This window comes from Pollutimonas sp. M17, assembly GCF_025836975.1.
GTDB lineage: Bacteria > Pseudomonadota > Gammaproteobacteria > Burkholderiales > Burkholderiaceae_B.
Genome location: NZ_CP107548.1, coordinates 1,863,244 through 1,875,275, shown reverse-complemented (window position 1 = coordinate 1,875,275; position 12,032 = coordinate 1,863,244). Strand labels below are relative to the sequence as shown.

The following is a 12,032-nucleotide window of genomic DNA, read 5'->3' as shown; positions in this document are numbered from 1 at the left end:
CTTTTTATTGCGGCGGGCGATAAGGCCGGATCGGGCGCAAGGCGTCAGGAGGCGGCGAATATCGTTTCCATTTCGCGGCGTATCCTGTAGGCCGACGTGGTGGTGTCGATGGCGACATCGTCCCAGGACAGGCTTTGCCCCTTCCTGACCGGACGCGTGACCTTGATGTTGTGCGCCAGGCCCAAAGGCAGCCCGCCCAGCGTGCGCGACGCGGCCGCCGGCAGCAGCTTGCCCCACACGGTATAGCCGCCTTCGCCATCGAGAAGTTCGCCGACCTGAAGGTCGCGCTTGGCGGTGGCCACGACATCGGCGTTCCAGCAGGTGGCCACGCCCGTGGGCTCGCCGCGCAAGGCCACGGAGGCCACCGACATGCCGACCTCCAGGCCGATGAGATGCCAGCGCTTGTACAAGGTGAAGTAGCGGCCGCTGGGATCGGTATGCGCGTTGTATTCCTCGAAACAGTTCTTGATGTAGTCGGTTTCGGCCTCGACCGTCACCCAGACACCCATGCGTATGTCGTAGGGGATGCGGCGGCCGTCGGCCTCGAGCGAGGAAACGACTTCGACCATGCCCTTGCGTTCCAGCACCCCGCCTTCGGACACCGGCCGGGTCACATAGGGAATGTCTTCGATGCTGGCGGGAGGATAAAGCAGCCCGTTCGACGGCACGCCCAGGCCCGTGGCGTTGGCCACGGCCGAACTTTCTATGGAGGGTTTGGATCCATCCAGGAAGCTGTTGAACATCTTGGGGTTCAGTCCGCCGCGCGCGGCCTGTTCAGGTGTCAGGCCGTAATAGCCCCAAACGGTTTCGGGCGTGGACTCGGAAAAATGCGGCAGCCATTTGTGGCCGCGGCCGGCGGCCACCACCGGAAAGCCGCAGGTGCGCGCCCATTCGACCAGGTCGCAGATGAGCGCGGGCTGGTCGCCGAAAGCCAGGGAATAGACGACGCCGGCATCCTTGGCCTTGCGTCCCAGCAAAGGGCCGCAGAAGGCGTCCGCCTCGACGGTGACGTTGACCACGTGCTTGCCCTGATCGAAGGCCGCCAGGCAATGCTCGACCGCCGCGATGGGATTGCCCGTGCATTCAACGATGATGTCGATCTCGGCCACGCCGACCAGGGCGGTCCAGTCGTCGGTGATCCAGGTGGCGCCCGTGCGCAGCGCATCCCGGGCCGATGCGGCCTGTGTCTGTTCCGGCTTCCAGCCCACGCGCTCCAGGTTGGTTCTGGCCGCGTCCGGCGAAAGATCGGCGATGCCCACAAGGTGAACCCCTGGCGTGCGCGGTATCTGCGCAAGGTACATGGACCCGAACTTGCCCGCGCCGATCAGGCCCACCCGTATGGGCTTGTGTTCGGCGGCGCGTTGCTGCAACTGTGCGTAAAGACTCATGTGCTCCTCTCTTTGTTAAATGGCGCAGCGTTCAGGCTGGGCGCCTTGGTATCTTCTTGCCTTTGCTTTTTGCCTTGATGGCCTTGACTGCCGGTTCCGGCGTGCCCGACCAGCTAAGCCGGTATGCCGCGTCGCGCCGCACATTATTGACCAGGGCGGGACGAAAGCAGGCCAGGTTGACGCCGCCGGCTCGCCGGACGCTAGGGTACACCAGTCCCAGCGATCCGTTTTCCAGCAGCGATTCGGCCAGCGCCTGCGAAGCCACATAGCTTTCGGGATCCAGGCACTGCCTGAAGCCGGAGGCGCGGCGCAGATCGTGGAACTGACCGCTGAAGTCGGCCAGCATGAGCTGGTAGTCGACGCTGTCGCGGAAATGGCCGATTTCGGCATACTCCACTGTCTTGTGGAAAACGATTTCGGCGATGGCGGTATCCACGTCGAAGGCGCAATACCAAGCGCCCCGCAGACCGCTGTTGAAGCGGCTGCCCTCGGGACGGGGGTAGGTATAGGCGGCGTTGACGATGCGGAAGTTGGGCACCCCGAAGACCAGTTCGTCGATTCCTATGCCCGGCGCCAGGCCGCGCTCGGCGGCCAGCCTCTGATTGGTGGCGTTATCGAGCGCAAACAGATCGGCCAGATGCGCCGGGCTGTCGGCCAGCGGCGCCAGCACGGAATCTTCGGCATCGGCGAAGCGCGAAGGCAGCAGCCGGCAGGTATCGTGCTGCCTGATTTGCGACAAGGGCGGCAGGCGCACTTACACCCCGCCCCGGCGCGCATCCAGCAGTTGCCGGACCGTCTGCATGGCCAGCAAGCCCCCTTCCTGCATGTAGTCCAGCGGAGTCCTGCCCTTGAAAATGATGTTGCGATTGGGCATGCCCACCCACTGGTCGGCCAGTTCGTCGCCGTACAGGATGTGCAGGGCCTTGTAGATGCCCAGCAAATAGGAGATGCGCGTGATGCGGTCGACCTCCAGCACACGGTCGGGTTTTTTCTTCCATTCGTAGAATGCGCTGCTGGACAGGCCCCCCAATAGATTGCAGGCCTCTTCGTCGCGCAGTTTCCAGGCGTCGGCCAGCTTGAAGAAGCCCTTCAGGGCGGAGCCGGAAAGGCGCTCGCGCGTGGGCTTGTCGTTCAGGTCGACCATTGCCGCCGGTTCGAAGCGGCTGAGGGGGTACGCATAGGCCAGGTTCATGATGTTCTCCGTTCATGGACATTTTACACTCCATTTACGGATATTTCATACTCCATTTCCGGAGCGGCTTTTTTTGAGGGCGAAATTCAACTTATAGCCCGGGCGCATAATGTGCGCAGCTTATAAACATTGGCGAAAGTAATCGTTCTATTTCTCGTCCTTCATCCTTAGTCTAGAGCCCTGGGACCCGTGAACCATTCCTGGTTCGCGGCCCATCATAAGAAAGGATGCAAGCATGGCACTACGCACTGTCGTCAAAACACTCGCCGCACTGGCCTTTTTCGCGGCGCAATCCGCCCAGGCGGCGGATATCTCGCTCTTGAACGTTTCCTACGACCCCACCCGCGAGCTCTATCAGGAATTCAACCAGGCTTTTGCCAAGGAATGGAAAGCCAGGACCGGCGATACGGTCGCCATCAAGCAGTCGCATGGCGGTTCGGGCAAGCAGGCCCGCTCCGTGATCGACGGGCTGGAGGCCGACGTCGTGACGCTGGCCCTGGCTTCGGACATCGATGCCATCGCCGCCCGGGGCGCCATCAAGCCCGGTTGGCAGAAAGAATTCGCGCTGAACAGTTCCCCCTACACGTCGACCATTGTCTTCCTGGTGCGCAAGGGCAATCCCAAGCACATCAAGGATTGGGACGACCTGATCAAGCCGGGCGTGTCCATCATCACGCCCAACCCCAAGACTTCGGGCGGCGCGCGCTGGAACTACCTGGCCGCCTGGGGCTATGCCCTGGGCCTGCCGGGAGGAAATGAGGAAAGCGCCAGGAAGTTCGTGGGCCAGTTGTTCAAGCAGGTGCCGGTGCTCGATTCCGGTGCGCGCGGCTCGACCACCACCTTTGTCGAACGCGGCATCGGCGACGTGCTGCTGGCCTGGGAGAACGAAGCGCTGCTGGCCATCAAGGAACTGGGCCCGGACAAGGTTGAAATCGTGGCCCCGTCGGTCAGCATCCTGGCCGAACCGCCCGTGGCCATCGTGGACAAGACCGTCGACAAGAAGGGAACGCGCAAGGTGGCCCAGGCCTATCTGCAATACCTGTATTCGGACCTGGGCCAGGACATCGCCGGCAGGAATTACTACCGGCCCACGTCGGAAAAGATCGCCGCGAAGTACGCGGCGCAGTATCCAAAGATAAAGCTGTTCACCATCGACGAGGTGGCGGGCGGATGGGCCAAGGCGCAAAAGCATCACTTTGGCGACGGCGGAGTCTTCGACCAGATATACCAGCCGGCAGCCAAGTAGCGGCCTTAGCGTCGGCGCCGCTTACGGGCGGCGCCGACGCAATCGCGCCCGACGCCTCCATCATGCATGAGTAATCGAATGTCCAGCATCGCCCTTCCCCTGGCAAGCAGCCCCAAGCCTTTCCGGGTCATTCCCGGCTTTGGCATTACCCTGGGCTTCACCTTGCTTTATCTTGCCCTGATTGTCCTGATCCCCTTGTCGGCCGTCTTCCTGAAGACGTTCACCCTGACGTGGGAGGGCTTCTGGCAGGCCATCGCCTCGCCCAGGGTCATCGCCTCATACCGGCTCAGTTTCGGTGTCTCCCTCCTGGCCGCCGCCATCAACCTGATTTTTGGCGCCATCGTCGCCTGGGTGCTGGTGCGCTACCGCTTTCCCGGCAAGAAGCTGGTGGACGCGCTGGTGGATCTACCTTTCGCCCTGCCCACCGCCGTGGCCGGAATCGCCTTGACGGCGCTGTACGCGCCCAATGGCTGGCTGGGGCGATACCTGGAGCTGGCGGGCGTGAAGGTGGCATTCACTCCGCTGGGCGTGATGGTGGCGCTTACCTTCATAGGCCTGCCTTTCGTCGTACGCACCGTCCAGCCGGTGCTGGAAGAGGCGGAGCAGGAGCTGGAGGAAGCCGCGGCCAGCCTGGGCGCCAATCGCCTCCAGACTTTCCTGCGGGTGGTCTTCCCGACCATACTGCCGGCCCTGCTGACCGGCTTTGCCATGGCGTTCGCCCGCGCCACCGGCGAGTACGGCTCGGTCATCTTCATTGCCGGGAACATGCCCATGGTTTCGGAAATCACCCCCCTGCTGATCGTGACCAAGCTGGAGCAATACGACTATGCGGGCGCCACCGCCATCGCCGTCGTCATGCTGTCGGCCTCGTTTGCGCTGCTGCTTGCCATCAATGTGCTGCAAGCCTGGACGCGGCGCGGCAGCCAGGCCGCCAGGAGCTGAAAATGAATACACTGAATGGCACGCTTGCCGCTCCAGTCACCGGGGCGCCGGCCGCCGGATCGCCGGCCGCCGGATCGCCGGCCGCCCTAACCCCGGGCGCGGGAGTGGCCGGCGCCCGCAACAGGAGCGCGCCGGCCACGCTGGAGCCTCCCTGGGTACGCTGCCTGTTGATACTCGCCGCCCTCCTTTTCCTTGGGCTTTTCCTTTTCGTGCCCCTGTTCGCCGTCTTCGCCGAGGCCTTCCGCAAAGGGTGGGACGCATACGTAGCCGCCATCGTCGAGCCCGACGCGCTGGCGGCCATCAGGCTGACCCTGCTGACAGCCGCCATCGCCGTGCCGCTCAATCTGGCATTCGGCGTATCCGCCGCCTGGTGCATCGCCAAATTCGAGTTCCGCGGCAAGAACCTGCTGATCACCCTCATCGACCTGCCCTTCTCGGTGTCGCCGGTGATCTCCGGCCTGATCTACGTGTTGTTGTTCGGCGCCCAGGGCTGGATGGGAGACTGGTTGTACCAGCATGACATCAAGATACTGTTCGCCGTGCCGGGCATCGTGCTGGCGACCGTCTTCGTCACCTTTCCTTTTGTCGCCCGCGAACTGATTCCGCTGATGCAATCGCAAGGCAGCGAAGAAGAGGAAGCAGCCCTGGTGCTGGGCGCCACGGGCTGGCAAACCTTTGTGCACGTCACGCTGCCCAACATCAAGTGGGGGCTGCTGTACGGCGTGATTCTCTGCAACGCGCGCGCCATGGGCGAGTTCGGGGCGGTGTCGGTGGTCTCCGGCCACATCCGGGGCCTGACCAACACCATCCCCCTGCACGTGGAAATTCTCTACAACGAATACAACTTTTCGGCGGCGTTCGCCGTGGCATCGCTGCTGGCGATGCTGGCGCTGGTGACGCTGGCCCTGAAATCGTGGGTCGAATGGCGGACCCGCGGCACGACGACCCCGCAGGCCATCCAGGAGCACTGATCATGAGCATCGAAGTACGCAATATACAAAAACGGTTTGGCGGCTTCACCGCCCTGGACGACGTATCCCTGAAATTTCCCGACGGCAAGCTGACGGCCCTGCTGGGGCCGTCGGGCTGCGGCAAGACCACCTTGCTGCGCATCATCGCCGGCCTGGAGCACCCCGACTCGGGCGACATACTGCTGGACAATGAAAGCGCCACTGAGCGCCATGTGCGCGAGCGCCAGGTTGGCTTCGTGTTCCAGCACTATGCGCTCTTCAAGCACATGAGCGTGTTCGAGAACATCGCTTTCGGACTGCGCGTCAAGCCGCGCAAAGAGCGTCCGACCGATGCCGCCATCAAGGAAAAAGTCACTCGCCTGCTGGAACTGGTGCAACTGGACTGGATCGCCGACCGCAAGCCCTCGGCGCTGTCGGGCGGCCAGCGCCAGCGCATTGCCCTGGCGCGCGCCCTGGCGGTCGAACCGCGCGTGCTGCTGCTGGACGAACCCTTCGGCGCGCTGGACGCCAAGGTGCGCAAGGAACTGCGGCGCTGGCTGCGGCGCCTGCACGATGAATTGCAGGTCACCAGCATCTTCGTCACCCACGATCAGGAAGAGGCCCTGGAAGTGGCCGATGAAATCGTCGTGATGAACCAGGGCAAGGTGGAGCAGACCGGCGCGCCCGCCCAGGTCTACAACCAGCCCGCCACGCCTTTCGTCTATGGCTTCCTGGGCCATGTGAACCTGTTTCATGGCCGCATCCGCGACGGACTGCTGGAAACGGGCGATACCGTGCTGGAGGCGCCCGGCCACCGGGACGCGAGCGCGGCCCACGGCACCGCCTACGTGCGGCCGCACGACATCGAGATCGATCGCTATACGCCGGATGCCCCGGGCATTGTCGTGCAGCTGGAACACGTCCACGCCATAGGGCCGCTGGCGCAGCTGGAACTGAAGCGGGCCGATACGTCGGAACGGATCGAAGCCGTCATTTCAGCCGAACGGTTCTCGCAGCTGGGACTGAAGGGAAACGAAACCCTGATCGCCCGGCCCAGGCAGATGCATATCTTCGCCGAACAGACCGTCTGAGCGCGGCCATGCCCGTTCTGCGCAACCGGGCATGGAGCGCGACGCGTGCTATCGGGCCAGCAAGATCACGCCCGCCACGATCACCGCGCAACCCATGACCCGGGCGGCCGAGACTTTTTCCTTCAGTATGAAGAATCCCGCCACGGTCGCGATCATCAGCGAGGTCTCGCGCAGCGGAGCCACCAGGCTGACCGGGCCGCCCAGCTGCAGGGCATAGAGGACCAGAATGTAGGCCATCGGCGACAAGGCGCCCACCGCCAGCGCATAGCCCCATTTTCCGCGCATTTGCGCCATCATGTCCGCGCGGCGCACCCAGGCCCGAGGCGCCATGATCAGCGCATTCCCGGTCGCGGACAACCAGTCCAGGATCACCGGAGCGACCAGCAGGACCTTCACGCTGTAGGCATCCGCCACGGTGTAGGCGGCGATGAACAGGCCGATGAAAAAGCCCCAGCGCACGCCGGCCAGCGCTTGCGGGTTGGCGAAACGGCGCAGATTGCCGCCGGAGGCGATCAGCAGGATGCCCGCGACCACGCAGGCGATGCCGAGCACGCCGAAGGTGGACGGCCGTTCGCCCAGCAGGATGAAGGCGGCCAGGCTGGACAGCAGCGGCCCCGTGCCGCGCGCGATGGGATACACCACGGACAGGTCGGCGGCATGGTAGCCCCATTGCAGGCACAGGCTGTAGCAAAGATGCAGGACGCTGGACAAGGCGATGAACAGGATCGCTGCCAGGCTCCAGTCCATTCCGTCGGCCCAGAAAATATAGACGACCCACGGCGCATACAGCACCGAGGACAGCAGGCGGTAGGAAAACACGAAATGGCCGGCCGCGGCGGCGGCCTTCTTGGATAGAAGATTCCAGGCCGCGTGCAGAATAGCCGCGCTGATGACAAGAGCGAAGGTCTGCAGCGTCATGGGGGGCTCATGGGGCCGGGCCCGTCAACGCCGGGTGGCGGCTTGCGCGGCCGGCGGCCGCCCGGGCATTGTTCAAATGAGCTCGTCGACGAGGGCGGCGGGCCGGCAAAGGCGGGTGCCCTTGGCCGTGGTGACGAAGGGACGGTTCATCAGCACCGGGTGCTGCGCCATGGCCTGCAGCAGCCGCTCGTCGTCCAGCGCGGGATCGTCCAGCCCCAGTTCCTGGAACAGGTCTTCCTTGGCGCGTATCGCCTCGCGCACGGTCAGTCCGGCAGCGCTGATCAGGGCGGCCAGCTGGTCGCGGGACAAGGGCGTTTTCAAATACTCGATGATCTCGGGCTGCAGGCCGCGTTCTTGCAGGGTTTGCAACACCGTGCGCGAGGTGCCGCAGCGGGGATTGTGATAAATCGTGGTCATGGCCGTGGGCTGACATAAACGTGTAATGAAGCTGAAGCCGACATAGTAGCCGACTTTGACGGCACTTCTTGTGGAAACGCAGGGACTGGATGAAAATGGCTGTTCCATCGCTGACCGCTCCGCCGAGGGCCGCATCCACAGCTTGAAGGAATGATCATGACTTATTTTCATCGGGCCGCCCTGGCCGCATCCGCCGCACTGGCCCTTTCCTGCCTGGCCCCGGCCACGGCGCATGCGCAATTGAAGCCCGGCGACCCGGCGCCTTCCTTCACCCTGGAGGCCACGCAGGCCGGAAAAGCCTTTCCCTTTTCCTTACAGGAAGCCTTGCGCAACGGCCCCGTGGTGCTGTATTTCTATCCCGCCGCGTTCACCAAGGGCTGCACCATCGAGGCGCATAATTTTGCCGAAGCCATCGACGAGTACAAGCAATACGGCGCCACCGTGCTGGGTGTTTCCGCCGATGGGCTGGAAAAGCTGAAGGAATTCTCGGTCAGCGAATGCCGCGGAAAATTCGCCGTCGGAGCCGATCCCGACGGCAAGGTCATCAAGGCCTACGATGCCAAGATGGCCTTCATGCCCGCCATGGCCAACCGGGTTTCCTATGTGATTACGCCGGACCATAAAATCTATTACGAGTACAGCAGCTCCGACCCGGACGGCCACGTGCCCAACACCCTGGCCGCGGTCAGGAAATGGGCGCTGAATGGTAAAGTACACTGACCCTCCCGGCCCGGAAAAGCAATCGCCCATGACCACCCTGCATTCTTTCTCGGCAAAGTCGCTGCAAGGCGAAAACGTCGATTTGTCGCGTTACGCCAATCAAGTGCTGCTCATCGTGAACGTGGCCTCCGAATGCGGTTTTACGCCGCAGTACGCGGGCCTGGAAGCCTTGCACCGCAGTTACCAGGATCGGGGTTTTTCAGTGCTGGCGTTTCCTTGCAACCAGTTCGGCCGCCAGGAACCGGGCAGCCCCGAACAGATCGCCGCATTCTGCTCCGCCAACTACGGCGTCAGTTTCCCCTTGTTTGAAAAAATCGAAGTCAACGGCCCGCAAGCGCATCCCTTGTACGGCTGGCTCAAGAATGAAAAGGCGGGCGTGCTGGGCAGCCAGGCCATCAAGTGGAATTTCACCAAATTCCTGCTGGGGCGCGATGGCCGGGTGATCAAGCGCTACGGCCCGGCCACCAAGCCGGAGGCCTTGCGGGCCGATATCGAAAAAGCATTGGATGCCAAGCCGGCCTCCGCCTGACAAAGGATACCCATGATCGACCTGTATTACTGGACCACGCCCAACGGACACAAGATCACCCTGTTTCTGGAAGAGGCCGGCCTGCCCTATACGATTTTCCCGATCAACATCGGCAAGGGAGAGCAGTTCCAGCCGCACTTTCTGGACATCGCTCCCAACAACCGCATACCCGCCATCATCGACCGTGCGCCCGCCGACGGCGGCGAACCCGTTTCACTGTTCGAATCCGGCGCCATCCTGCTGTACCTGGCCGACAAGACGCGCAAATTCATACCCGGCACGCTGCGCGGCCGCGCCGACGTGCTGCAATGGCTGTTCTGGCAGATGGGCGGACTGGGGCCCATGGCGGGCCAGAATCACCACTTCAACACCTACGCCCAGGACAAGATTCCCTACGCCATCGACCGCTACGTGCGCGAAACCGGCCGCCTGTATGGCGTGCTCAACAAGCGCCTGGCCGACCGCGAGTTCATCGCCGGCGATTATTCCATCGCCGACATGGCCTGCTATCCTTGGATCGTTCCGCACGAACGCCAGAGCCAGAACCTGGACGACTTTCCCCATCTGAAGCGATGGTTCGATGCCATCGCCGCCCGTCCCGCCACCTTGCGGGCCTACGAGAAAGCCCAGCAGATAAACGCGCTTCCCTCGGTCGGCGACGAGGAATCGCGCAAAATCCTTTTTGGCCAGAATGCCGGCACCGTCAAATGAGCATATCCCCGTTTTTATTCCCTAGAGTGCGGCGCGCCGCCCTGCTTTCCACCGTCGTCTTCCTGTCCGCCTGCGCCAGCGGCCCCAAGGACAATATCTCGCTGATACCCGCTGAAACCGCTCAGCAAAGCGGCAAAGAGGGCCTGTTTACCCAGGAGGTCAAGTGGGAGCGCCGCAAGCCCGGCTGCACCGGCGACTGCCCCACACTGAAGCTGGATTCCATTGTGTTCCCGGGTCAGACGCGGCTGAACGAACTGATCGACCATGCCCTGGCCACCATGACGGGCGTGGACAGCAGCGCGCCGCCTTATGCCACGGTGCAGCAATACCAGGATTATTTCTGGAAAACGGCGGCGCCGCGCGATTCGACCCTGCTTGCCGCCAAAACGCGCTATCGCAACCGGCACCTGACCGTGGTCGAACTGAATACCTGGCAATACTACACAGGTGCGGCTCACGGTATTTCGGCCACCCAGTTTCTCAACTGGGACAACGACGCAGGCCGGGTGCTGGGCCTGGCCGACATTCTGGAACCAGGCAAGGGCGACGACTATGTCGCCGCCTTGAGGGCGGCCCACCAGCGCTGGCTGGCCACCAACCCCGATGCACAGAATGACCCCGACACTTACCATCGAATCTGGCCCTTCCAGGTCAGCTCGAATTTCGGCTTCACCGATCAGGGCCTGGTCGTCAAGTACGATTCCTACCTGATCGCACCCTATTCATCGGGGCAGCCTGAACTGCTGATGCCCTACAGCGAGTTGCGGGGCATACTGAAACCCGCCTATATGCCGGCCTAAAGCCTCCATAGTCTCGTCGGAGACACGGCGCCACTGCTCAATGCGGCGGCGCCGTTGGTAAGCGTGCAAGGCCCGTCAGGGCTCGGCCGGTTCGTTGAAGCGGTCCAGGTCGAAATAGCGCGACGTCGACGAGGCATCCTTGGCCGGCTCCTTCTTTTTCGCCGCGGCCGTGGCGGGCGCGGTAGCAGCGCCGTCATTCAGATCCACCGTCTTGACGCCATCGCCGGAATCCGCCTGCCCCCCCGAATCGCCGCGATTGCGCAGGGCGGCCCGCTGGGCCAGAACCTTGGCGCTCAATTCATCCAGTTTTTCGGCCAGTGCCGTATGTTTCTTCAATCGAGCCCAGTCGGCCGCGTCCTGCTTCTGCAAATTCTGCATGGTTGCGTCGGCGCCCGACTCCAGCAGGAAACGCACCACCGGTTCGCTGCCCCCATAGGCCGCCATCATCAGGGCCGTCGTGCCATCCGGGCCCGGAGCATTGACCGTGGCCTTGTTGGCGACCAGCATTTTCACCGTATCCAGATGCCCCTTGGACGCCGCATACTGCAAGGGCGTCCAACCCAGGCGATTGACCATGGCTCCGCGCCGTATGAGTTCCTGTGCCCGTTTCGTTTCCCCCACGACGGCCAGGTACATGAGCGGCGTTTCGCGGTTGACGTTGATGGCGTTCAAGGCGGTTTTGGGATTGGCCGCCAGAACGTCATAGACATCCCAGGCGCCATCCCGTATGGCCTGCATGATGGCGGGCTGGCCCTTGGGGCTGATTTCATTGGGATCCGCTCCGCGCGCGAGCATGGTCTTGATGCTGCCGGCCCGGTCGTTGGCGATATCGACCCACCAGTTGGAAGGGTTGGCGGCATGGGCCGCCATGCTCAGCAACAGGCCGGCCAGGACAGCGGCCAGGCGTGCGCCCGTTCGCGCCTGAGGCGTCGATCCGGCTTTGCCGGGCGGGAAGAAAGTGGTTGACACGCTGTGCTCCTGAAATCGCGGCGTTGGGCTTGGCCTGAGGGCCGGCCTGCTTTGCAGGCTCTGGATCGCCCTGTCGTTCAAGCCCGGAGGCTGCCTGATTTACCTTATTAAAGAAATTAATTTAACTAAAGCACTTTAAATAATTCACTTTAAACAATT

At 63.0% G+C, this 12,032-nt stretch carries 14 protein-coding genes; 8 read left to right on the top strand and 6 right to left on the bottom strand.

The genetic code is table 11. From position 1 onward, the window contains the following. Positions 1–44 precede the first annotated feature (44 nt). The 3 genes from OEG81_RS08915 to OEG81_RS08905 are packed head-to-tail and all read right to left on the bottom strand — an operon-like array spanning position 45 to position 2,580. A complete protein-coding gene (locus OEG81_RS08915) occupies positions 45–1,388 on the bottom strand; it encodes an NAD(P)H-dependent oxidoreductase (RefSeq protein ID WP_264132390.1) in 1,344 nt (447 codons plus the stop codon). A gap of 31 nt (positions 1,389–1,419) precedes the next feature. Next, positions 1,420–2,142, bottom strand: coding sequence for an RES family NAD+ phosphorylase (locus OEG81_RS08910; protein WP_264132389.1), 723 nt, complete (start codon positions 2,140–2,142; stop codon positions 1,420–1,422). Continuing rightward, positions 2,143–2,580 carry an MbcA/ParS/Xre antitoxin family protein gene (locus tag OEG81_RS08905; RefSeq protein WP_264132387.1) on the bottom strand — a complete coding sequence of 146 codons (438 nt, stop codon included), beginning with the start codon at positions 2,578–2,580 and terminating at the stop codon, positions 2,143–2,145. 235 nt (positions 2,581–2,815) lie between these two features. Between OEG81_RS08905 and OEG81_RS08900 the strand changes: the two genes are divergently transcribed. The 4 genes from OEG81_RS08900 to OEG81_RS08885 all read left to right on the top strand — a co-directional run bounded on the left by OEG81_RS08900 (position 2,816) and on the right by OEG81_RS08885 (position 6,809). Then, positions 2,816–3,826, top strand: a complete 1,011-nt coding sequence (locus OEG81_RS08900) for a sulfate ABC transporter substrate-binding protein (protein ID WP_264132386.1) — start codon at positions 2,816–2,818, stop codon at positions 3,824–3,826. 78 nt (positions 3,827–3,904) lie between these two features. Then, positions 3,905–4,768, top strand: a complete 864-nt coding sequence (cysT, locus tag OEG81_RS08895; RefSeq protein ID WP_264132385.1) for a sulfate ABC transporter permease subunit CysT — start codon at positions 3,905–3,907, stop codon at positions 4,766–4,768. Positions 4,769–4,770: 2 nt separating this feature from the next. Further along, positions 4,771–5,739: a sulfate ABC transporter permease subunit CysW gene (gene cysW / locus OEG81_RS08890; protein ID WP_264132384.1), complete on the top strand. Its 969-nt coding sequence runs from the start codon at positions 4,771–4,773 to the stop codon at positions 5,737–5,739. A gap of 2 nt (positions 5,740–5,741) precedes the next feature. Continuing rightward, positions 5,742–6,809 (top strand): sulfate/molybdate ABC transporter ATP-binding protein, encoded by a 1,068-nt coding sequence (locus OEG81_RS08885; protein WP_264132382.1) that lies wholly within the window; start codon positions 5,742–5,744, stop codon positions 6,807–6,809. A gap of 48 nt (positions 6,810–6,857) precedes the next feature. On the opposite strand, the gene OEG81_RS08880 is transcribed toward OEG81_RS08885, so the two are convergent. Both OEG81_RS08880 and arsC read right to left on the bottom strand, forming a co-directional pair. Continuing rightward, positions 6,858–7,727 carry a DMT family transporter gene (locus OEG81_RS08880; RefSeq protein WP_264132381.1) on the bottom strand — a complete coding sequence of 290 codons (870 nt, stop codon included), beginning with the start codon at positions 7,725–7,727 and terminating at the stop codon, positions 6,858–6,860. A gap of 72 nt (positions 7,728–7,799) precedes the next feature. Next, complete coding sequence (arsC, locus tag OEG81_RS08875; RefSeq protein WP_264132379.1) at positions 7,800–8,144, bottom strand: arsenate reductase (glutaredoxin); 345 nt, start codon at positions 8,142–8,144, stop codon at positions 7,800–7,802. 156 nt (positions 8,145–8,300) lie between these two features. On the opposite strand from arsC, the gene OEG81_RS08870 reads away from it, so the two are divergent. Genes OEG81_RS08870 through OEG81_RS08855 form a run of 4 tightly spaced genes read left to right on the top strand, consistent with a single transcriptional unit; the run spans position 8,301 to position 10,904 of the window. Next, positions 8,301–8,864 (top strand): peroxiredoxin, encoded by a 564-nt coding sequence (locus OEG81_RS08870; RefSeq protein ID WP_264132378.1) that lies wholly within the window; start codon positions 8,301–8,303, stop codon positions 8,862–8,864. A 28-nt stretch (positions 8,865–8,892) separates the two neighbouring features. Continuing rightward, positions 8,893–9,393 (top strand): glutathione peroxidase, encoded by a 501-nt coding sequence (locus tag OEG81_RS08865; RefSeq protein WP_264132546.1) that lies wholly within the window; start codon positions 8,893–8,895, stop codon positions 9,391–9,393. 12 nt (positions 9,394–9,405) lie between these two features. Further along, positions 9,406–10,104, top strand: coding sequence for a glutathione binding-like protein (locus OEG81_RS08860; RefSeq protein WP_264132377.1), 699 nt, complete (start codon positions 9,406–9,408; stop codon positions 10,102–10,104). Beyond that, on the top strand, positions 10,101–10,904 hold the full coding sequence (locus OEG81_RS08855) for an RsiV family protein (RefSeq protein ID WP_264132376.1): 804 nt from the start codon (positions 10,101–10,103) through the stop codon (positions 10,902–10,904). Before OEG81_RS08860 ends, OEG81_RS08855 begins: the two co-directional genes overlap by 4 nt. A 75-nt stretch (positions 10,905–10,979) precedes the next feature. On the opposite strand, the gene OEG81_RS08850 is transcribed toward OEG81_RS08855, so the two are convergent. Continuing rightward, the gene (locus OEG81_RS08850; protein ID WP_264132375.1) at positions 10,980–11,873 is read right to left on the bottom strand and encodes an ankyrin repeat domain-containing protein; all 894 of its coding nucleotides are present in this window, start codon (positions 11,871–11,873) and stop codon (positions 10,980–10,982) included. Between the last annotated feature and the right edge of the window lie 159 nt (positions 11,874–12,032).